The organism is Pseudomonas arsenicoxydans, assembly GCF_006438915.1.
Taxonomy (GTDB): domain Bacteria; phylum Pseudomonadota; class Gammaproteobacteria; order Pseudomonadales; family Pseudomonadaceae; genus Aquipseudomonas; species Aquipseudomonas arsenicoxydans_A.
Genome location: NZ_RCZE01000001.1, coordinates 266039 through 288296 on the forward strand (window position 1 = coordinate 266039; position 22258 = coordinate 288296).

Sequence of the window (22258 nt, forward strand, 5' to 3'; positions counted from 1 at the left end):
GGCGACGCCATGACGACTAAACGCGCACTATCCAGTCCAATTGTTACAGTTTGTGTATCGCTATTATTTTCTCTTTCCGCTCAGGCGGGCAATCTGACCGTGGGTTATCAAACCGGTATCGATCCCAGCAAAGTCCCCCAGGCAGACGGTCTGTACGAAAAAACCATCGGCGAGAAAATTGACTGGCGTCGCTTCAACAGCGGCCCGGAAGTGGTGACCGCCATCGCGTCCGGTGACGTGCAGATCGGCAATCTCGGCTCCAGCCCTTTGGCCGCGGCCGCTTCGCGCAACCTGCCAATTGTCGCGTTCATCGTGTCTGCCCAGATCAATGCGGCCGAAGCCCTGGTGGTGCGCAATGGGAGTGGCATCGATAAACCGGAAGATCTGATCGGCAAGACCATCGCCACCCCGTTCGTTTCAACCTCCCACTACAGCTTGCTCGGCGCGCTCAAGCACTGGGGCCTGGACGCCTCGAAAGTCAAAGTGGTGAACCTGCAACCGGCGGAAATTGCTGCCGCGTGGAAGCGTGGGGATATTGATGGCGCGTTTGTCTGGTCGCCGGCGTTGGGTGAAATTCGCAAGACCGGCAAGACGTTGACGGATGCGGCGCAGGTGGGTCAGTGGGGAGCGCCGACGTTCGAGGTCTGGGTTGCGCGTAAGGATTACGCGGAGAAACACCCTGAGGTAGTGGCCAGGTTTGCCAAGGTCACGCTGGATTCGTTCGCCGACTACGCCACGCATAAAGACAGCTGGACCGCCGACTCGGTGCCGGTACAGAAAATCGCCAAACTGACCGGTGCCAATGCCGCCGATGTACCGGAGTTGTTGGCTGGTTCGGCGTTCCCGGATGCCAAGGCCCAGCAGACCACCGCACTACTGGATGGCGGCACGGCGAAGGCGATTGGCGAGACGGCGAAGTTCTTGAAGGAACAGGGGAAGGTAGAGACGGTGCTGCCGGATTATTCGGCGTATGTCAGTGCGAAGTTTGTGGCGGAATAGCACTCAAAACCTGTGGCGAGGGAGCTTGCTCCCGCTGGAGGCCGAAGGACTCCCACCTCTAACAACGCGGTGAATCAGTTATTGCGCGTTCGTTAGTTTTGGGGCCGCTTCGCAGCCCAGCGGGAGCAAGCTCCCTCGCCACATGTTCGCGGTCACAGGGTCTTTTCGAAGATCTTCGAATTACGCTGATAGTTGTACAGCGAAGCCCGCGCCGACGGCAGGCGCTCAACGCTGCTCGGCACGAACCCGCGCTCGCGGAACCAGTGAGCGGTGCGGGTCGTCAGTACGAACAGTGTTTTCAACCCCTGGGCCCGGGCACGGGTTTCGATGCGCTCCAACAGTTCATCACCGCGACCGCCATGGCGGTATTCCGGGTTCACCGCCAGGCAGGCCAGTTCCCCAGCGTCCGAATCGGCGATCTGATACAACGCCGCACAGGCGATGATCATGCCTTCGCGCTCAACCACGCTGAACTGCTCGATCTCACGCTCCAGCACTTCACGGGAACGACGCACCAGAATCCCCTGCTCTTCCAGCGGGCTGATCAGGTCCAGCAAACCACCGACGTCTTCAATCGCGGCTTCACGCACCACTTCGAATTGTTCCTGCGCGACCAGCGTACCGCCACCGTCACGGGTGAACAATTCGGTCAGCAGTGCACCGTCTTCGGCGTAGCTGACGATATGGCTACGCGCCACGCCGCCGCGGCACGCTTCAGCCGCCGCATCCAGCAGCTCAGCCTGATAATTGCTGCCCAGTCGCTGTAAATGCGCCGGCACTTGTTGCGGACGCAATTCCCGCACCAGACGACCGTTTTCATCGATCAAGCCCAGGTCGGCGCCGAACAGCAGCAACTTGTCCGCGCCCAGGTCAATGGCCGCGCGGGTGGCGACGTCTTCGCAGGCGAGGTTGAAGATCTCACCGGTTGGCGAGTAGCCCAACGGCGACAGCAGCACGATGGAGCGCTCGTCGAGCAGGCGATTGATGCCTTTGCGGTCGACCCGGCGCACTTCGCCAGTGTGGTGGTAATCCACGCCTTCCAGCACCCCGATCGGCCGCGCCGTGACCAGGTTGCCGCTGGCCACCCGCAGGCGCGAGCCCTGCATAGGCGACGAGGCCATGTCCATGGACAGGCGCGCTTCGATGGCGATACGCAGTTGACCGACGGCATCGATCACACACTCCAGCGTCGCGGCATCGGTGATGCGCATGCCGTGGTGGTAATGCGGGGTCAGGCCACGCGCGGCGAGGCGGGTTTCAATTTGCGGACGGGAACCGTGAACCAGCACCAGCCGCACGCCCAGGCTGTGCAACAGCACCAGGTCGTGGACGATATTGCCGAAATTCGGATGCTCCACTCCATCGCCGGGGAGCATGACGACAAAGGTGCAATCGCGATGGGCATTGATGTAAGGCGAAGCGTGACGAAGCCAATTAACGTATTCGGGCATGAACCTGGGCCTGTAATAAATAGCAGCCAAAAAATGGGCGAAACTGAAAACGCACAGCGGGCTGATGGTTATCGTCGGAACAGGCTTGGCGACACGCGCGCTCTCCTCATGAATACGGGTTGGGACACTGGCAATTTATACGGTTAGTCAGCCAAAACACAAAACCTGTGGGAGCGGGCTTGCTCGCGAAGGGGCTGTGTCATTCAATTCAATGTTGTCTGACATACCGCTTTCGCGAGCAAGCCCGCTCCCACATTTTTGATGTCGCTCAACTGGCCGGTGTCAGGCAGTAATGTTGAATCAGTTGACGTAATAGATGCACCGTAGGCTGCAAACGTGACATTTCGAGGTATTCCCCCGGTTGGTGGGCGCAGGCGATATCGCCCGGGCCGAGCACCAGTGTCTCGCAGCCAAGTTGCTGAAGATAAGGCGCTTCGGTGCCGAACGCCACTGCTTCGGCGCGATGGCCGGTAAGCTTTTGCGCAACCCGTACCAATTCCGAGTCTTCGGCCTGTTCGAAGGGCGGCACCTCGGGGAACAGCGGCGCGTAATCGATATTCACCTGATGCCGTTCGGCAACCGGTTTGAGCCGCTGCAGAATTTCCGCACGCAAGGCCTTGGGGTCCATGCCCGGCAAGGGCCGCAGGTCGAACTCCAGCGAGCATTGACCGCAGATACGGTTAGGGTTGTCGCCACCATGGATGCAGCCGAAATTCATGGTCGGCGTCGGCACGCCAAACTGCGGATTGCGGAATTCGCGCTGCCACAACAAGCGTAAGCCGCGTAATTCGCCGATGGCATCGTGCATCGCTTCAAGGGCGCTGTGGCCCAGGCTCGGGTCGGAGGAATGGCCGCTCTGACCAAGAATGTCGATGCGCTCCATCATGATGCCTTTGTGCATGCGAATCGGCTTCAGCCCGGTCGGCTCACCGATGACCGCCGCACGGCCCAATGGACGCCCGGCCTTGGCCAAGGCGCGAGCACCGGACATCGAGCTTTCTTCATCGCAAGTAGCGAGGATCAGCAGCGGTTGCTTGAACGGCTGATCGAGCAGCGGGATCACCGCTTCGATGGCCAGGGCGAAAAAGCCCTTCATGTCGCAACTGCCCAGGCCCACCCAACGGCCATCCACTTCGGTGAGCTTCAGCGGATCGGTCTTCCACAACGCGCCGTCGAACGGCACCGTGTCACTGTGGCCGGCCAGCACCAAGCCACCGGGGCCGGAACCAAAACTGGCCAACAGGTTGAACTTGCCGGGGCTGACTTGCTGGATATCGCAGGCAAAACCCAGATCACCCAGCCACGTCGCCAGCAAATCAATCACCGGGCGGTTGGTCTGATCCAGGTTCGGTTGGGTGCAGCTGACCGACGGCGCAGCGATCAGTGCAGCGAACTGATCTTTCATGGACGGCAAAGGCATCGCTGACTCCAACTCCCGAATTGAAGTCCATCATAGAACCATCTGGCGACAGGAATAAACCGTCGCGGCGCGTAGGTACGTCCACTCCTGTACACTGCACGACCTTGGCAGCCACACATTCCCCCGGCTGCGCTCCCGATCCTGGATTTTCCGGCCATGCAGAAAGAAACCGAAATCAAGCTCCGCGTCAGCCGCGAAACCCTCGCTGCCCTGCGCGAGCACCCGCTCCTGAAAAAACGCAACAAAAGTGGCTGGGAACGCCGTGAGTTGATGAACCAGTACTTCGACACGCCTGAGCGCGACCTGGCCCGCGCCAAGGTTGCCCTGCGCCTGCGCAAGGACGGCGAAGAAGTGATTCAAACGCTCAAGACCCGCGGCCAGAGCGTCGCCGGTCTGTCCGAGCGTAACGAATACGACTGGAACCTGCCCAAAGCCAAGCTCGACGTTAAAAAACTCGACGGCGAATGCTGGCCAGAAGAATTGGCCGAGCTGGACAAGAAAACCCTCAAGCCGATCTTCACCACCGATTTCGTTCGCGAGCGCGCTGAAATCGCCTGGGGTCGTGGCAAGACCAAAGTGGTCATCGAAGCCGCACTGGACCTCGGCCACGTGGTCGTCGGCAAGCAGAAAGAAGAAATCTGCGAGCTGGAACTGGAACTGCGCGAAGGCGAGCCGGCTGCCCTGCTGGAACTGGCCGCCGAACTGGCCGCGACCCTGGCCCTGATGCCGTGTGACATCAGCAAGGCCGAACGCGGTTATCGTTTGTACGACGCCAACAGCTACTCGCTGAGCCTGCCGGCACCGCAAATCACCGCTGAAATGCCGCTGGACGACGCCTTCGCCGCACTGAGCTGGCATTTGCTGGGCAGCAGCCAGCGTCTGGCCGAGCAGTATCGCTTCAACGGCCACTGGCGCCTGTTGCAGGACTGGGTCGAAAACCTCGCGGAATTGCGCGCGCTGCTCAGCAGCCTCGGCCAGGCCGCGCCACGTCAGTCGACGCACGACCTGCGCCTTGCACTGGATGCGTTGCTGGAAGACTGGCGTCCGCTGGTGCAAGCCGGCATCGAGGACGAAGACGTGCGCAAAGCCGCGCCGGAACAATTCCTCGAAGAACTGGAAGACCCGCGCTGGGGCCTGTTCTCGCTGAACACTTCACGCTGGTTGCTGGCCCGCACCTGGGCGGCTGATCGTAACGTCCGTGGCAATCGTCAGGGTGCTGCACAACTGGGTAGCTGGTTGCCGCGTTTGCTGGGTGAAGAAGCGACCTCCCTGCAATTGCAGCGCTATCAGCAACAGCCGGAAGATCTGGCCGAGCAACTGCCGCGCATCGAGCGTATCCAGGCGTGGCTGCACCATGCCCGTGGCGTGCTGGACATTCCGGAAATGGATCGCCTGTACGGTGAGCTGAAACAGCTGGCACAACTGGCCAACGAGCCGATCACCGATGAATCGCTGGATGCGCGTAAGCAGCAGGCGATTGCGGTGTATCAGAATCGTGCCTGGAAAATGCTGCTGCGTATGTAACAACCCAATACCTGTGGCGAGGGAGCTTGCTCCCGCTGGGGCGCGAAGCGCCCCCCAAATCCGACAAACGCGTTATGCCTGATTCACCGCGTTGCCGGGACAGGGAGTCCTTCGGCCTCCAGCGGGAGCAAGCTCCCTCGCCACAGGGTCACACCCTTTACCGCAACACCGGCAAACTCGTCGTCGACTTGATCTCCGACAACGCCACAATCGAGTTCACTTCCTGTATCCCCGGCACCATCGACAGCTTCTCGAAGAAAAACCGCTCATACGCCTCAATGTCCGCCGTGACGATCCGCAGCAAAAAATCCACCGACCCCATCAGCACGTAACACTCCAGCACTTCGGGAAAACCGCGAATCGCCTCGGTGAATTCAGTGAAGTTCGACCGCCCGTGCGCGTTGAGTTTTATCTCGGCAAAGATCTGCGTGTTCAGGCCGATCTTCTTGCGGTCCAGCAACGTCACCTGCCCGCGAATGATCCCCTCCTCCTTCATCCGCTGAATCCGTCGCCAGCACGGCGACTGCGACAGTCCCACCTGTTCGGCGATCTGCGCACTGGAGAGCGAAGCGTCCTCTTGCAGCAACGCGAGAATCTTGCGGTCGTAGCCATCGAGCGCGCTTTGCATAGAAAAACCTTTAATCGCTGACCCATTGAATTGCACGATTCGATAAATCGCCAATAAGCCCAATCATAGATAAGAAATGCCTGGCACCGAATGTAAAAATTCCTCCAGTGAATTTGGAGCCCGACCATGCCGCACCTAGAAGCCGTCCACACCCCGTCCACGCGCGCCGATGTCTGGAATGTCAGCAACGCCCACTGCCGTGTCCATTACCAACTGCTGGCCGAAGCCGAGCCGGATCTGCTGTGCCGGGCGCTCAATCTGTTCGCCTTGCAGTTCTTGACGCCGCAACAGGTCAACGTGCAGCGCCACGACGACTTGCTGTCGATCAACATCGTCATCGACGGTCTCAGTTGGCACCGTGCCCAAGTGGTTGCAGAAAAATTACGCAACCTGATCAGCGTCTGCTCAGTTGAGCTGCAAACGGCTGAAGCGATGTGGGATCAACCGGCCCAGGCGGCCGGCTGAAAAATCCCGACACGGCTTCGTCGGGTAGTGGCCCAACGGTCGACGGCTGCGCGACTATCCTTTGCGGACTGTTGTTCATGAGGAGCCCGCATGTCCGTTCAACTTGCCATTCAGGACCGCTGGCTGGATCTCAATGATTTGCTGCGCGAACTGGTCGCCCAAGGCTTCATCAGCCAGGATTCGGCCGAGCACGCGCTCAATGCCCGCCGCCGCCACGCCGCCAATGGCCAGATGCACCCGCTGGAATTCATCGCCAGCCAACACCTCGACGATCTCAGCCGTCCCGGCAAACACCTGGACCTGGAAAGCCTGACCCTGTGGCTGTCGCAGCAGGCTGGCCAGCCTTACCTGCGCATCGATCCACTGAAGATCAACGTCGCGGCCATCACGCCACTGATGTCCTATGCCTTTGCCCAGCGCCACAAGATTCTCGCGGTGTCCATCGACCGCGACGCGGTGACCGTGGCCAGCGCCCAGCCTTACGTCAGCGGCTGGGAAGCCGACCTGACCCATGTGCTGAAGCTGCCGATCAAACGGGTCGTGGCCAACCCGGTGGACATCCAGCGCTTGAGCGTCGAGTTTTTTCGTTTGGCCAAATCGGTCAGCGGCGCGACCACTGCCGATCAGCAGACCAGCACCCTGGGCAACTTCGAACAACTGCTCAATCTCGGCGCCAGCGACCAGGAGCCGGACGCCAATGACGCGCACATCGTCAACATCGTCGACTGGCTGTTTCAGTACGCCTTCCAGCAACGCGCCAGCGATATCCACATCGAGCCCCGACGCGAACAAGGCACGGTTCGCTTTCGCATCGACGGCGTATTGCACAACGTCTATCAATTCCCGCCACAAGTGACCATGGCCATCGTCAGTCGCCTGAAAAGCCTCGGACGGATGAACGTCGCGGAAAAGCGTAAACCTCAGGATGGCCGGGTGAAAACCAAGACCCCGGACGGCGGTGAAGTCGAACTGCGGCTGTCGACATTGCCAACGGCGTTCGGCGAAAAAATGGTCATGCGGATTTTCGACCCCGAAGTGCTGCTCAAGGATTTCGATCAGTTGGGCTTTTCCGCCGAAGACCTGCGCCGTTGGCAAGACATGACCCGTCAGCCCAACGGCATCATTTTGGTCACCGGGCCGACCGGTTCGGGCAAGACCACCACGCTGTACACCACACTGAAGAAGCTGGCGACGCCCGAGGTCAACCTCTGCACCATCGAAGACCCGATTGAAATGGTCGAGCCCGCGTTCAACCAGATGCAGGTCCAGCACAACATCGACCTGACCTTCGCCGCCGGCGTGCGCGCGCTGATGCGACAAGACCCGGACATCATCATGATCGGCGAGATACGCGACCTCGAAACCGCCGAGATGGCGATTCAGGCGGCGCTCACCGGTCACTTGGTGCTCTCGACGCTGCACACCAACGACGCGCCGAGCGCGATCAGCCGCCTGCTGGAACTCGGCGTGCCGCACTACCTGATCAAAGCCACGGTGCTCGGCGTCATGGCCCAGCGCCTGGTGCGAACTTTATGTCCGCACTGCAAGGCACCGCTGACGCTGGGTGAAGAGGATTGGCAAACCCTGACCAAACCCTGGCAAGCGCCGCTGCCGACCAACGCGCAACGTGCGATCGGCTGCCTGGAATGTCGCGACACCGGCTATCACGGCCGCGCCGGGGTCTACGAAATCATGCAGCTGACGGACGGCGTCAAAGCGTTGATCAATCCCGACACCGACTTGCTGGCGATCCGGCGTCAGGCGTTCAAGGAGGGCATGCGCAGCTTGCGGCTATCGGGCGCTCAGAAGGTGGCGGCAGGGCTGACCACGATCGAAGAGGTGTTGCGAGTAACGCCGCAGAGCGAGCAAAAGTAGGCGCGGCGGTCATGGAACTCGATGGGGGGATGGCTATCCAAGGCCGTGTAGTTAACCCAGTGGAGTTACCCATCATGCGTTTCAAACTTGCTGTCGCCACCGTCGCGCTGCTGTCCCTTCCAGTCGGTTCCGCGATGGCCGATAGCTTTTGGACTAACGTCCTTTCGTCGGGTGCGACCACCGGCTCGACCTACCTGACGTTCAAGGATCACAAACTGATCGTCGCGGCCCAGGACGATGCCGGTAGTTTTGTTGCCAGTGATGGCGGGATTCGCGGCCCTTACCTGGAAGCGGCGATGCAGAAAGTCCGCGCCGACAACCCGGGCCTCCAAGCGACTGACATGGAACTGGCGAATGCGATTCTGGCGAAGAATGCCGTCGCTTCGAAGTAAATCCATCGATACAAAAATGCCGCTCACCTGAGCGGCATTTTTTGGGGCCTGATGCGATCAAATGTGGGAGCGGGCTTGCTCGCGAAGGCGGTGTGTCATTTAACACTTATGCTGAATGACACACCGCCTTCGCGAGCAAGCCCGCTCCCACATTGTTTATTCGTCTGCCTCACTATCAGCGGTAGTCATCCACCGGCACACAGGCGCAAAACAGGTTTCTATCGCCATAAACGTTATCCACCCGATTCACCACCGGCCAGTATTTGTGCTGTCGGGTGTGCGCATCCGGCGTCACCGCTTGCTCGATGCTGTACGACCGCTCCCACACCCCGGTGATGTCAGCCAAGGTGTGTGGCGAACGCTTCAGCGGGTTGTCCTCGGCCGGCCAATTGCCGTTTTCCACCTCGCTAATCTCCGCACGGATGCTCAGCATCGCCCCGATGAACCGGTCCAGCTCGGCCTTCGATTCACTTTCGGTCGGCTCGACCATCAACGTTCCCGGCACCGGAAACGACATGGTGGGCGCATGGAAACCGTAGTCCATCAGGCGCTTGGCAACGTCCTCTTCACTGATGCCGGTCAGCGCTTTCAATGGCCGCAGATCCAGGATGCATTCGTGAGCCACCCGCCCGTTGCGCCCGGTATAGAGCACCGGGAACGCACCGGATAAATGCTGCGCCAGGTAATTCGCGGCGAGGATCGCCACTTCGCTGGCGTCCGCCAGTTGCGGCCCCATCATCGCGATGTACATCCAGCTGATCGGCAGAATGCTCGCACTGCCCCAAGGCGCGGCGCTCACTGCGCCGTTCTGCGGCAACGGCCCGTCGATGGGGACCACCGGGTGATTGGCCACGAACGGCGCCAGGTGCGCCCGCACACCAATCGGCCCCATGCCCGGTCCGCCGCCACCATGGGGAATGCAAAAGGTTTTGTGCAGGTTCATATGCGACACATCGGCGCCAATGTCCGCCGGGCGAGCGAGGCCAACCTGCGCGTTGAGGTTGGCGCCGTCCATATACACCTGGCCGCCGTGGCTGTGGATAACTTCACAGATCTCGCTGATGCCTTCCTCGTAGACGCCGTGGGTCGATGGATACGTCGCCATCAGGCACGCGAGTTTGTCCCCCGCCTCCGCGGCTTTTTGCTTGAGGTCATCCAGATCGACGTTGCCGGCTTCGTCGCATTCGACAATCACCACGTGCATCCCGGCCATTTGCGCCGAGGCCGGGTTAGTACCGTGGGCCGAGGACGGAATCAGGCACAGATCCCGCGCGCCTTGGTGACGGCTCTCGTGGTATTTGCGGATCGCCAGCAACCCGGCGTATTCGCCCTGGGCGCCGGAGTTGGGCTGCATGCAAATCGCATCGAAACCGGTGATCGCGCAGAGCCAGCGCTCCAGCTCTTCGATCATCAGCGAATACCCCACCGCCTGCTCCTTCGGCACGAACGGGTGCAGGTTGGCGAACTGCGGCCAGGTGATGGGGATCATCTCGCTGGTCGCGTTGAGTTTCATGGTGCAAGAGCCCAGCGGGATCATCGACTGGTTGAGGGCGAGGTCCTTGTTCTCCAGTTGCTTGAGGTAGCGCAGCATCTCGGTTTCACTGTGGTGCGCATTGAACACCGGATGGCGCAGATAAGGCGAGGTGCGCAGCAGCCCCTCAGGAATGCCCGTCGCCAGCGTTTCAGCGTCCAGTTCGTCGACGTTCAGGCCATGATCGGCGCCGAGGAACACATCGAACAACTTGGCGACGGTGCTTTCGTCCGATGTTTCATCGAGGCTCAACCCCAACCGTCCCCGCCCCAGAATCCGCAGATTGATCTGCGCCGCTTGAGCGCTTTCGATGATCGCGGTCTGGGTGCCGCCGACGTCCAGGGTCAGGGTGTCGAAGAAGTGCTGGTTGAGGCGGCTGACGCCATGCCGCTCAAGGCCGGCAGCGAGGATGCAGGTCAAGCGATGCACGCGCTGGGCGATGCGCTTGAGCCCTTCAGGACCGTGATAGACCGCGTAGAAACTGGCAATGTTGGCCAGCAACACCTGAGCGGTGCAAATGTTCGAGTTGGCCTTCTCGCGCCGAATGTGTTGCTCGCGGGTTTGCAGGGCCATGCGCAACGCAACATTGCCGCGAGCATCCTTGGACACGCCAATGATCCGCCCGGGAATCGCCCGTTTGTACTCATCGCGGCTGGCAAAAAAAGCCGCGTGCGGGCCGCCGTAGCCCATGGGCACGCCGAAACGCTGGGATGAGCCGAACACCACGTCAGCGCCCAACTCCCCCGGCGGCGTCAATAACAGCAGGCTCAGCAGGTCAGTGGCCACACACGCAAGGGCCTGCTGCGCGTGCAGATGATCGATCAGTGGCCGAAGATCGCGGACCTCACCGTGGGTGTCGGGATATTGCAACAGCGCACCGAACACCTGGTGCTGCTTCAAGTTATCCACAGCGTCGATGATCAGCTCGAAGCCGAAGCCTTCGGCGCGGGTCTGCACCACCGAGATGGTCTGCGGATGGCAGTTCTGATCGACGAAGAACAGATTGCTTTTGGACTTGGCGACTCGCTTGGCCAGCGCCATGGCTTCCGCCGCCGCCGTCGCTTCATCCAGCAGCGAGGCGTTGGCCAGTTCCAGGCCGGTGAGGTCGATGGTCAGTTGCTGGAAATTCAGCAGCGCTTCAAGCCGCCCTTGGGCAATTTCTGGCTGATAAGGCGTGTACGCGGTGTACCAACCGGGGTTTTCCAGGACGTTACGCACAATCACAGTCGGCGTGAGGGTGCCGTGGTAGCCCATGCCGATCAGGCTGGTCCAGACCTGGTTTTGCTCAGCGTAGCCGCGCAGCTTGGCCAGCGCGGCTTGTTCATCGAGGGCCGGCGGCAGGTCGAGCGGACGGTTCAGGCGGATACCCGGCGGCACCGTCTGCTCGATCAGTTCGACCCGACTGCCGAGGCCGAGGCTGTCGAGCATCGCCTGCTGCTCGGCGGCATCGGGCCCGAGGTGGCGGCGCAGAAAGGCATTGGGGTCGCGTAACTGGCTCAGGGACGGCAACTGGGACATGACGGGCTCTCTCTTGACTGGCGCTCAGCGTCGATGCAACACGGTCAAACCAGCATAGCAGTCGATATCCGGGCGGATGGCTTGGCGCCGACGAGCATTGCAGACATCATGCACGGCATCTGCCAAATGTCCGCTGATCAGGTGCCTGCATTTATGAGCCAACAACCTTTCCTGCCGTTCTCCAAACCCACCATCGATGAAGCGACGATTGCCGCGGTGGGCGACGTATTGCGCTCGGGCTGGATTACCAGCGGCCCCAAGGTCCAGGCCTTTGAACAACAACTCTCGGAATTTTTTGGCGGGCGCTCGGTGCTCACCTTCAATTCCGGCACCTGCACCATGGAAATCGCCCTGCGCATTGCCGGAGTCGGACCGGGCGATGAAGTGATCACCACACCCATTTCGTGGGTGGCCACCGCCAACGTCATTCTGGAAGTCGGCGCCACCCCGGTGTTTGCCGACATCGATCCGGTCACCCGCAACATCGACCTGGCTCAGCTCGAAGCCGCCATCACCCCGCGCACCAAAGCGATCCTGCCGGTTTTCCTCGCCGGACTGCCGGTGGACATGACACGCCTTTACGCACTGGCGGAGAAATACAACCTGCGGGTGCTGGAAGACGCGGCCCAGGCGCTGGGCTCAAGCTGGAACGGCCAGCGCATCGGTTCGACCGGCGATTTCGTGTCCTTCAGTTTTCAGGCGAACAAGAACGTCACCTCCTCAGAGGGTGGTTGCCTGGTGTTGAACAACGATGAGGAAGTGCGACTGGCGCAGAAGTACCGTTTGCAGGGCGTGACCCGCAGCGGTTTCGATGGCCTGGATGTCGATGTGCTGGGCGGCAAGTTCAACATGACCGACGTCGCGGCGGCCATCGGCCTTGGGCAATTTGCGCACATCGAAGCCATCACGGCCCATCGCCGTGAACTGGCCAGGCACTATTTCGCGTGTTTTGGTGAGGATTTCGAAGCGCAGTACGGGGCTCAACTGCCCCCGGCGGATTTCGAGAACAGCAACTGGCATTTGTTCCAGCTGGTGTTGCCGGAGCGCGGGGATGGCCTACCGGCACGGGCGACTTTCATGGAGCAGATGCAGGCGTTGGGCGTCGGTATCGGCTATCACTATCCGCCGATTCACTTGCTGAGCCTTTACCGCGAGCGCGGTTTCAAGGAGGGCATGTTCCCGGTCGCCGAGCGGGTCGGCCGCCTGATTGTCTCGTTGCCGATGTTTACGGCGATGAGCAAAGCGGATGTCGAGCGTTCGGTGGCAGCGGTCAAAGCGGTTCTGAAGCCTTAAACACCTGTGGGGGCGAGCCTTTGTGGCGAGGGGGCTTGTCGGAACGCCGCATCGCCCCGTTCGGCTGCGAAGCAGTCGTAAACCCTGCGTGCCGGCTGAGATGCCGGAAATGCTGGGGCTGCTTCGCAACCCAACGGGGGCAAGCCCCCTCCCCTCACCACAAAAGCTCGCTCCCACATTGGATTTTGCAGGGCGAGGATTACTCGCCGATCGCAGCCTTGTAGCCGGCCGCGTCGAGCAGTTTTTCCAGGTCAGCGGTGTTGCTTGGCTTAAGCTTGAAGATCCATGCGCCGTACGGGTCGGTGTTGAGCAGTTCCGGATTGGCGCTCAGTTCTTCGTTGATCGCAATCACTTCACCGGCAATCGGGGAGTAGATGTCGGAGGCGGCTTTCACCGATTCAACAACGCCAGCCTGATCTTCAGCAGCAAACGTGTTGCCCACTTCAGTCAGTTCAACGAACACCACATCACCCAGCGCTTCCTGCGCGTGATCGCTAATGCCCACGGTGACGGTGCCGTCGGCTTCCAGGCGGGCCCATTCGTGACTTTCGGCAAAACGCAGGTCGGCAGGAATATCGCTCATGTTCTGTGTCCTCAAGAAAAATGTCAGCGGTTGTAGTCCGCCAAAAAAGGTTAGATCAAGGTTTTGCCATGGCGTACGAAGGTCGGCTTGACCACTCGGACCGGGTACCACTTGCCACGGATTTCCACTTCTGCGCGGTCGGCAGTTGCCATCGGCACGCGCGCCAGTGCTATCGACTTGCTAAGCGTAGGAGAGAAACTACCACTGGTGATCTCCCCTTCGCCAACATTGGCGATGCGGACCACTTGATGAGCGCGCAAAACCCCTCGCTCCTCAAGGACCAGCCCCACCAGTTTGTGCTGTACGCCACCGGCCCGTTCGGCTTCCAGGGCGGCGCGCCCGATGAACTGGCGAGAGGCCGGTTCCCAGGCAATGCTCCAGGCCATATTGGACGCCAGTGGCGATACATCTTGATGAATGTCCTGACCGTACAGGTTCATGCCGGCTTCGACCCGCAAGGTATCCCGCGCCCCCAGGCCAATGGGGGAAATGCCCGCGCCGACCAGATCGTTGAAAAACCCTGGGGCTTGATCAGCCGGCAGAACGATTTCCAGACCATCCTCGCCGGTATAACCGGTACGGGCGATGAACCAGTCGCCTTCTGGCTGGCCTTCGAATGGCTTGAGCAGCTGGATCAGGTTGCTGCGGGCCTGGGAGACCAGTTCGCAGATTTTTTGACGGGCATGAGGGCCTTGAATGGCCAGCATCGCCAGCTCTGAACGCTCGTTGAGCTGCACATCGAAACCATCGAGGTGAGCCTGCATCCAGGCGAGGTCTTGATTGCGGGTGGAGGCGTTGACCACCAAGCGATAACCGTCGTCGAGGCGATAGACGATCATGTCGTCGACGATGCCGCCGCGCTCATTGAGCATGGTGCTGTACAAGGCACGGCCGGGGCTGTGCAGGCGTTCGACATCATTGGCCAGCAAATGCTGGAGCCAGGCCTTGGCCTGGGGGCCGCTGACATCGATCACGGTCATGTGGGATACATCGAAAACCCCGCAATCGCGGCGCACCTGATGGTGTTCCTCGACCTGCGAGCCGTAATGCAGAGGCATATCCCAACCGCCAAAATCGACCATCTTCGCGCCGAGGGCGAGATGAAGGTCATACAGAGGCGTACGCTGTCCCATGGGTTTCTCCTTCCGGGCGTGGCGAAGGTGCGGGCAGGTGCTGCACGGGGTGAAAACCTTAAAGTAGAAGGCTTTCAGCCGATTTCAGCTACCGGGTCTGTCAGACGGACCGCACCGAATGCCGCGCATTGTAGCCGCAAGGTGTAGGACTGGCACCTAGCTGTTTCGATGCGCCGAACGTCGAATCAATCCGATGACCGGTAACAGGCCGACCAAAACCAGCGTCAGTGCCGGTAAAGACGCCCTCGCCCACTCTCCTTCGCTGGTCATTTCAAAGATCCGCACGGCCAGCGTGTCCCAGCCAAACGGGCGCATCAGCAGGGTCGCGGGCATTTCCTTAAGCACATCGACGAACACCAGCAACGCGGCGCTCAACGTGCCCGGCAACAACAACGGCAGATACACCTTGAAAAACAGTCGTGGCCCACTGACGCCAAGGCTACGCGCTGCTTCGGGCAAAGATGGCCGTATACGCGCCAGGCTGCTTTCCAGTGGCCCGTATGCCACCGCGATGAAACGCACCAGATAGGCCAGCAATAACGCCGACAGGCTGCCCAGCAGCAAGGGCTTGCCGGCCCCGCCGAGCCAGCCGGACAACGGGATTACCAGCTCGCGATCGAGGTAACTGAAGGCCAGCATGATCGAGACCGCCAATACCGAACCCGGCAAGGCGTAGCCGAGGTTGGCCAGGCCGATGCCGGCGCGGATCGTTCCGGTCGGTGCCAAGCGCCGGGCAAACGCCAGCACCAGGGCAACGCTGACCGTGATCAATGCCGCCATGCCGCCGAGGTACAAGGTGTGAAGAATCAGGCCGGTGTAACGCTCATCCACATCTAAGCGCCCGCGCTGCCAGAACCACACCAGCAGTTGCAGCATCGGGATGACGAACGCACAGGCGAACACCAGGCCGCACCAGCTCATCGCCGCCAGCGCCTTGAAACCCCGCAAGTGATACAGCGCCTTGACCCGCGGCCGTTCGTTGCTCGCCCGGTTGGCCCCGCGCGCACGACGTTCGCCGTACAGCACGACCATCACCACCAAGAGCAACAGGCTGGCCAGTTGGGCGGCGGTGGAAAGGCTGAAGAACCCGTACCAGGTTTTGTAGATCGCGGTGGTGAACGTGTCGAAGTTGAACACCGACACTGCGCCGAAATCCGCCAGGGTTTCCATCAGTGCCAACGCCACCCCCGCGCCAATGGCCGGGCGCGCCATCGGCAAGGCCACCCGCCAGAATGCCTGCCACGGGGATTGGCCGAGCACCCGGGCCGCTTCCATCAGGCCTTTGCCCTGAGCGAGGAACGCCGTGCGGGCCAGCAAATAGACGTAGGGATAGAAAACCAGCACCAGCACGATAATGACCCCGCCGGTGGAACGCACGCGCGGCAACCTCAGGCCGGTGCCAAACCACTCGCGCATCAGGGTTTGCACGGGGCCGGCGAAATCCAGCAGGCCGACGAAGACAAACGCCAGCACGTAGGCCGGAATCGCGAATGGCAGCATCAGCGCCCAGTCCAACCAGCGCCGGCCGGGGAACTCACAGAGGCTGGTGAGCCACGCAAGGCTGACACCCAGCAGGGTGACGCCAACCCCTACGCCGAGTATCAGGGTCAGGGTGTTGCCCAAAAGGCGCGGCATCTGGGTGTCCCAGAGGTGGGACCAGATCTGTTGATCGATGGTTTGCCAGGACAGCAGTAAAACACTGAGGGGCAGCAGGACCAGCGCAGCGATGGCGAAGACCAGGGGATACCAGCGGCGTTGGGCGGGGTGGGCCACGGGGGTTCTCTAGAAAATGTTGGGCCAACTCAAACCTGCAGTCAGCTCCATTTTGTGGCGAGGGAGCTTGCTCCCGCTCGGGTGCGAAGCAGCCGCAGAGGTTATCAGATCATCTCTGTCATGCGTGTCTGACACCGTTAGGGCTGCTTCGCAGCCCAGCGGGAGCAAGCTCCCTCGCCACAGGTACGTCACTCGCCACAAAGACAGTGTCAGTTCCAGCCAGCGCGATCCATCATGCGGATCGCTTCGGCCTGACGCTTGCCAGCCACTTCCACCGGCAGGGTATCGGCCACGAACTTGCCCCACGCCGCCACTTCCTCCGATGGCGCTACCGTGGGGTTGGCCGGGAATTCCTGGTTCACGTCAGCAAAGATTTTCTGCGCTTCAGGGGTGGTCATCCATTCCACCAGCGCCTTGGCCGCTTCCGGGTGCGGTGCGTGTTTGGTCAGGCCTATACCCGACAGGTTGACGTGTACACCGCGGTCAGCCTGGTTCGGCCAGAACAGTTTCACACCCAGGTCAGGCTTCTGCTTGTGCAGGCGACCGTAGTAATACGTGTTGACGATACCGACATCACATTGCCCCGCATTGATCGCCTCCAGCACCGCGACATCATCCGAGAACACGTCGGTGGACAGGTTGCTCACCCAGCCCTTAAGGATGTTCTCGGTTTTTTCGGCGCCGTGGACTTCGATCATCGTGGCGGTCAGGGACTGGTTGTAAACCTTCTTCGCCGTGCGCAGGCACAGGCGCCCTTCCCAGTTCTTGTCAGCCAGTGCTTCGTAGGTAGTCAGTTCGCCCGGCTTCACGCGATCCGTGGAGTAAGCGATGGTCCGCGCCCGCAGGCTCAGGCCGGTCCAGGCATGGGAGGCAGCGCGGTATTGCAGCGGAATATTGGTGTCGATCACTTTGGAGGTGAACGGTTGCAGGATGTCCATTTGCTCGGCCTGCCAGAGGTTTCCGGCATCGACCGTCAGCAGCAGGTCGGCAGTGGCGTTCTCGCCCTCGGCCTTGATGCGCTGCATCAGCGGCGCTTCCTTGTCGGTGATGAACTTCACCTTCACCCCGGTCTTGGCGGTGTAGGCGTCGAAGACCGGTTTGATCAGCTCGTCGATGCGCGAGGAGTAAACCACCACCTCGTCAGCGGCCTGGGCGGCGGTGCTGCCAATCAGGGACAGGGCGAGTGCGGTCAGTAGACGCTTCGGCAACATGGGAGCGATCTCTCGATTGAAAAAGTGAGGGCAAATGATAAGGACTCACATTTAGCTTCTCAATCGATCAGTTCGCGGAGGAGTTACCAGATGTTGCATCGCCCGAAATCTACGGTGACTGAACTGCCGCCTTCGCGAGCAAGCCCGCTCCCACATTTGAAATGCATTCCAATGTGGGAGCGGGCTTGCTCGCGAAGGGGCCGTCAGCCGCGACGAAAATGTCAGGCCTTGGCCAGCGCCGGCAAATCCCCGGTCAACCCCAGCGCCTCACGCACAAACAACGCCTTGGCCTCGGGCATCTGCTCAACCATCTTCAACCCGGCATTGCGCAGCCAACGCACCGGCAGCGGGTCAGCCTGGAACAACCGCTCAAACCCTTCCATCGCCGCCATCAGCGCCAGGTTGTGCGGCATGCGTCGACGCTCGTAACGGCTCAGCACTTTGACATCCGCCAAGCGCTCACCCCGCTCAAACGCTTGCAACAGCACTTCGGCCAACACGGCCGCATCGAGGAAACCAAGGTTCACACCCTGCCCCGCCAGCGGGTGAATGGTGTGCGCCGCGTCGCCGATCAATGCCAGGCCTTCGGCCACATAACGCTTGGCGTGACGCTGACGCAGCGGCACGCACAAACGCGGATCGGCGCTGAGCACAGTGCCGAGGCGGCCTTCAAAGGCGCGTTCCAGCTCGCGGCAGAAGCCGTCGTCGTTCAGCGCCATCAGGCGTTCGGCTTCACTCGGCGTAGTCGACCAGACAATCGAACACCAATCCTGCTGACCATCACGCTCCAGCGGCAAAAATGCCAGCGGACCGTTGTCGGTAAAGCGCTGCCAAGCGGTCATTTGGTGCACGTTGGAGCTGCGCACACTGGTGACAATCGCGTGGTGCATGTAGTCCCACTCGCGCGTCGCCATGCCGGTCAGGCGCCGAACGGCCGAGTTGGCGCCGTCCGCCGCAATCACCAACGGGGCGCGCAAGGTGCGGCCGTCGGCCAGGGTCAGCAGCCAGTCATCACCCGAACGGCGCATCTGTTCCAGACGCGCATTGGCCAGCATCCCGAGGTCGCAGTCGTGCAAACGGTCGAGCAAGGCGTCCTGAACCACACGGTTTTCGACGATGTGCCCCAGCACGTCGGCATGCACGCTGGCGGCCGAGAAGTGGATCTGCCCGGTGCCGCTGCCATCCCAGACGTGCATGTCGGTGTAAGGACTGCTGCGTCGCTTGGCGATGCCGTCCCACACGCCCAGGCGTTTGAGGATGCGCTGGCTGGCGGCCGACAAGGCACTCACCCGCGGCTCGAACGGTGCCTGGCCATCGAAAGGTTTGACGCTCAGGGGGCTGCCGTCCAGCAACAGGACTTCCAGCCCGCTGTCCTGCAACGCCAGCGCCAAGGCGCTGCCGACCATTCCGGCCCCGACAATCAGCAGATCTGCGCGCATGTCCATGCTTTAAGCCTGTCTCGCTTGCGGCTTGAGCCGCACGTAAAGGGTTTTTTCGACCCGCGCCACCAAGGTGCCGGCGCCGTCGTGAATATCGACCTGCAATTGCGGCAGGTACTTTTCGCCATCGGCCGTTTGCCGACGGATCTCGTCAAGCAAGGTCTCGTCGATGCGGAAGCTGGCGAACACCGGGCCTTTGCCCGGCGAAATGAAATCGATGTCGGCGGCTTTGTCCCAGACGATGTAACGGTGCCCGAGGTTTTCCATCAGCATCAGCATGTAGAACGGGTCGACCATCGAATACAGGCTGCCACCAAACTGGGTGCCCACGTAATTGCGGTTGTACCAGCTCAAGCCCATGGACACCGTGATGTCGCGAAAGTCATCGCTGATGTGTCGCACCCGAACCCCGGCGCCAACGTACGGCGGGTAAAAGGACATGAACCAACGCATCAACCGCGCTTTGCCGAACCTGCTCGTCAGCCACTTAAGCATCGGGGCGTGTACCCAGACCCATGGCCTGCCGGGCGAACCAGCGCTTGGCTGGCGGCAGCAGATCGAGACCGAGCAGGCCGAGATTGCGACCCAGCGACACCAGCGGCTGAGTGCTGCCGAACAACCGGGTGACCTGATCGGAGAAGCCTACGGTCAGGTTTTGATCCAGACGTTGCCGCTCGCGGTAGGCCTGCAAGGTGGCGAAGTCGCCCGGCCCGTTCTCGCTGGCCAACAAGGCCTGCGCCAACGCTTGCGCATCGCGCAGCGACAGGTTGAAACCCTGGCCGGCAATCGGGTGCAGGCTGTGAGCCGCGTTGCCGAGGATCGCCAGATGCGGACGCACCTGCTCTTCGGCTTCGATCAGTGTCAGCGGGTAAAGATGTCGCGCGCCGACCTGCTTCAACGTGCCGAGGCGGTAACCGAACACACCCTGCAATTCGCTGAGAAAGCTCTTTTCATCCAGTGCGGCCAGTCGCTGCGCGTCCATACCCAGACGGGTCCAGACCAAGGCGCAGCGGTTTTCTGGCAGCGGCAACAGGGCCATCGGGCCGTCGTCGGTGAATCGCTCGAACGCCATGCCGTTGTGCGCTTCGCTCGGGGTGATGTTGGCGATCAGCGCGCTCTGGTTGTACGGACGCGTCTTGATGCCGATCCCCAGTTGCTCGCGCAGGCCCGAACGGCCGCCATCAGCGAGCACCGCTAGGTCGCATTCCAGGGTGGTTTCGTCATTGAGTGTCAGGCGGTAGCCATCGGTCAACGGCTCCATGCGCGTGACTTCCGCCGGGCAACGCCAGGTGATCACGTCCTTGTCCAGACCTTGCCAGAGGCATTGGCCGAGCCAGGCGTTTTCCACCACATAGCCTAGCGCCGGAACGCCTTCTTCCATCGCGGACAAGCGCGCGGTGGAAAACCGTCCACGGTCGGAGACATGAATCTGCTTGATCGGCTCCGCGCGGCGGGAGATGTCCTGCCACACGCCCAACCGTTGATAAATCTGTTTGGCGCCATAGGACAGCGCCGAAGAGCGGGCGTCGTAGCTCGGCTGATAGGTATCGCCAGGAGCGAAGGGCTCTATCAGGACGATCTTCCAGCCGCGCGCTTTAGCCCCGGCCTGCAACGCCAAGGCGAGACTGGCGCCGACCAGGCCGCCACCGATGATTGCCAGATTGACCCGGCTCATGCTGCTTGTGTCCGCGCTTGCGCCATCAGGGCCTCGATGTCGGCGACCGTTTTCGGCACGCCTTTGGTCAATATTTCACAACCGGTCTTGGTCACCACCACGTCGTCCTCGATGCGCACGCCGATGCCGCGCCATTTCTTCGCCACGTTCTGGTTGTCCGGGGAAATGTAGATCCCCGGTTCCACCGTCAGCGCCATGCCGACCTCCAGCACCCGCCATTCGCCGCCGACCTTGTACTCGCCGACGTCATGCACATCCATCCCCAGCCAGTGGCCGGCGCGGTGCATGTAAAACGCTTTGTAGGCTTCGCTGGCGATCAGTTCGTCGACGTCACCCTGCAACAAGCCGAGCTTCACCAGCCCGGTGGTAATCACCCGGACCGTGGCTTCGTGCGCCTGATTCCAGTGTTTGTTCGGGGCGATTTCAGCGAAGGCGGCTTCTTGCGAGGCCAACACCAACTCGTAGATCGCTTTCTGTTCCGGTGAATACTTGCCATTGACCGGCCAGGTGCGGGTGATGTCGCTGGCGTAGCAGTCAATCTCGCAACCGGCGTCGATCAGCACCAGATCACCGTCCTTGAGCACCGCGTCATTCTGCTGGTAATGCAGGATGCAGCTGTTGCGCCCGGCGGCAACGATCGAACCGTAGGCCGGCATTTTCGCGCCGCCCTTGCGGAACTCGTAATCGAGTTCGGCTTCAAGGCTGAACTCGTGCAGCCCCACGCGGCTGGCCTGCATCGCGCGGATGTGCGCCTGGGCGGAAATCCGTGCGGCTTCGCGCATCACCTTCACTTCTGCCGCCGATTTATACAGGCGCATGTCGTGAAGCAGATGATCCAGGGCAACAAATTCGTTCGGCGGCTGGGCACCGAGGTGCGCTTTAGAGCGGATCACGTTGATCCAGTCCATCAAGTGCCGGTCGAACTCGGGATTGCTGCCCATGGCCGAATACACCCGGTCGCGCCCTTCGATCAGGCCCGGCAGGATGTCGTCGATGTCGGTGATGGGGAAAGCGTCGTCGGCGCCGAAGTCGCGGATCGCGCCTTCCTGGCCGGCGCGCAGACCGTCCCACAACTCGCGTTCGGCGTTGCGCTCACGGCAGAACAGGATGTATTCGCCGTGGGCACGCCCCGGCATCAACACGAGGACCGCTTGAGGCTCGGGAAAGCCGCTGAGGTACTGGAAATCACTGTCCTGGCGATAGACGTGCTCGACGTCGCGGTTGCGGATGGCGACCGCGGCGGCGGGCAGGATCGCGATGCTGTTGGGTTCCATCTGCGCCATCAGGGCCTTGCGGCGACGGCTGTATTCCGGTTTCGGGATATGAATCATGGGCAGATGGCTTTTCC

At 61.2% G+C, this 22258-nt stretch carries 18 protein-coding genes; 6 read left to right on the plus strand and 12 right to left on the minus strand.

Features of this window, described 5'->3' with window-relative positions; translation table 11 throughout:
* The first annotated feature begins 9 nt into the window (after nt 1-9).
* Nucleotides 10-999, plus strand: coding sequence for a taurine ABC transporter substrate-binding protein (gene tauA / locus EAH78_RS01200; protein ID WP_140664454.1), 990 nt, complete (start codon nt 10-12; stop codon nt 997-999).
* Nucleotides 1000-1151: 152 nt separating this feature from the next.
* Here tauA and argA read toward each other — a convergent pair whose 3' ends face one another.
* Both argA and argE read right to left on the minus strand, forming a co-directional pair.
* Nucleotides 1152-2450 (minus strand): amino-acid N-acetyltransferase, encoded by a 1299-nt coding sequence (gene argA / locus EAH78_RS01205; protein ID WP_008026003.1) that lies wholly within the window; start codon nt 2448-2450, stop codon nt 1152-1154.
* Between the two features lie 268 nt (nt 2451-2718).
* Nucleotides 2719-3870, minus strand: a complete 1152-nt coding sequence (gene argE / locus EAH78_RS01210) for an acetylornithine deacetylase (protein ID WP_140664457.1) — start codon at nt 3868-3870, stop codon at nt 2719-2721.
* Nucleotides 3871-4026: 156 nt separating this feature from the next.
* Between argE and EAH78_RS01215 the strand changes: the two genes are divergently transcribed.
* Nucleotides 4027-5394: an inorganic triphosphatase gene (locus EAH78_RS01215; RefSeq protein WP_140664460.1), complete on the plus strand. Its 1368-nt coding sequence runs from the start codon at nt 4027-4029 to the stop codon at nt 5392-5394.
* Nucleotides 5395-5551: 157 nt separating this feature from the next.
* On the opposite strand, the gene EAH78_RS01220 is transcribed toward EAH78_RS01215, so the two are convergent.
* Complete coding sequence (locus EAH78_RS01220; RefSeq protein ID WP_140664464.1) at nt 5552-6022, minus strand: Lrp/AsnC family transcriptional regulator; 471 nt, start codon at nt 6020-6022, stop codon at nt 5552-5554.
* Nucleotides 6023-6148: 126 nt separating this feature from the next.
* Between EAH78_RS01220 and EAH78_RS01225 the strand changes: the two genes are divergently transcribed.
* The 3 genes from EAH78_RS01225 (at nt 6149) to EAH78_RS01235 (ending at nt 8754) form a co-directional block, all read left to right on the plus strand.
* The gene (locus EAH78_RS01225) at nt 6149-6487 is read left to right on the plus strand and encodes a hypothetical protein (RefSeq protein WP_140664468.1); all 339 of its coding nucleotides are present in this window, start codon (nt 6149-6151) and stop codon (nt 6485-6487) included.
* A 90-nt stretch (nt 6488-6577) separates the two neighbouring features.
* Nucleotides 6578-8362: a GspE/PulE family protein gene (locus tag EAH78_RS01230; protein WP_140664472.1), complete on the plus strand. Its 1785-nt coding sequence runs from the start codon at nt 6578-6580 to the stop codon at nt 8360-8362.
* A gap of 74 nt (nt 8363-8436) precedes the next feature.
* On the plus strand, nt 8437-8754 hold the full coding sequence (locus tag EAH78_RS01235; protein ID WP_027926468.1) for a DUF2388 domain-containing protein: 318 nt from the start codon (nt 8437-8439) through the stop codon (nt 8752-8754).
* A gap of 175 nt (nt 8755-8929) precedes the next feature.
* Here EAH78_RS01235 and gcvP read toward each other — a convergent pair whose 3' ends face one another.
* Nucleotides 8930-11803, minus strand: a complete 2874-nt coding sequence (gene gcvP / locus EAH78_RS01240) for an aminomethyl-transferring glycine dehydrogenase (RefSeq protein ID WP_140664476.1) — start codon at nt 11801-11803, stop codon at nt 8930-8932.
* A gap of 153 nt (nt 11804-11956) precedes the next feature.
* On the opposite strand from gcvP, the gene EAH78_RS01245 reads away from it, so the two are divergent.
* Nucleotides 11957-13096, plus strand: a complete 1140-nt coding sequence (locus EAH78_RS01245; RefSeq protein WP_140664480.1) for a DegT/DnrJ/EryC1/StrS family aminotransferase — start codon at nt 11957-11959, stop codon at nt 13094-13096.
* 199 nt (nt 13097-13295) lie between these two features.
* Here the strand turns inward: EAH78_RS01245 and gcvH are convergent, their stop codons facing one another.
* From gcvH to pepP, 8 genes are all read right to left on the minus strand, one after another.
* Nucleotides 13296-13679 (minus strand): glycine cleavage system protein GcvH, encoded by a 384-nt coding sequence (gene gcvH, locus EAH78_RS01250; RefSeq protein ID WP_140664483.1) that lies wholly within the window; start codon nt 13677-13679, stop codon nt 13296-13298.
* 50 nt (nt 13680-13729) lie between these two features.
* Complete coding sequence (gcvT, locus tag EAH78_RS01255) at nt 13730-14812, minus strand: glycine cleavage system aminomethyltransferase GcvT (protein WP_140664486.1); 1083 nt, start codon at nt 14810-14812, stop codon at nt 13730-13732.
* Between the two features lie 156 nt (nt 14813-14968).
* The gene (locus tag EAH78_RS01260; protein WP_140664488.1) at nt 14969-16585 is read right to left on the minus strand and encodes an ABC transporter permease; all 1617 of its coding nucleotides are present in this window, start codon (nt 16583-16585) and stop codon (nt 14969-14971) included.
* A 209-nt stretch (nt 16586-16794) separates the two neighbouring features.
* Nucleotides 16795-17796, minus strand: a complete 1002-nt coding sequence (locus EAH78_RS01270; protein WP_140664492.1) for an extracellular solute-binding protein — start codon at nt 17794-17796, stop codon at nt 16795-16797.
* Between the two features lie 221 nt (nt 17797-18017).
* On the minus strand, nt 18018-19235 hold the full coding sequence (locus EAH78_RS01275; RefSeq protein WP_170219096.1) for a 2-octaprenyl-3-methyl-6-methoxy-1,4-benzoquinol hydroxylase: 1218 nt from the start codon (nt 19233-19235) through the stop codon (nt 18018-18020).
* A gap of 9 nt (nt 19236-19244) precedes the next feature.
* Nucleotides 19245-19730: a DUF4442 domain-containing protein gene (locus tag EAH78_RS01280; protein WP_140664496.1), complete on the minus strand. Its 486-nt coding sequence runs from the start codon at nt 19728-19730 to the stop codon at nt 19245-19247.
* A complete protein-coding gene (ubiH, locus tag EAH78_RS01285; RefSeq protein ID WP_140664498.1) occupies nt 19723-20910 on the minus strand; it encodes a 2-octaprenyl-6-methoxyphenyl hydroxylase in 1188 nt (395 codons plus the stop codon). Before ubiH ends, EAH78_RS01280 begins: the two co-directional genes overlap by 8 nt.
* The gene (gene pepP / locus EAH78_RS01290; protein ID WP_140664500.1) at nt 20907-22241 is read right to left on the minus strand and encodes a Xaa-Pro aminopeptidase; all 1335 of its coding nucleotides are present in this window, start codon (nt 22239-22241) and stop codon (nt 20907-20909) included. The genes ubiH and pepP overlap by 4 nt, the downstream gene beginning before the upstream one ends.
* Nucleotides 22242-22258 lie beyond the last annotated feature (17 nt).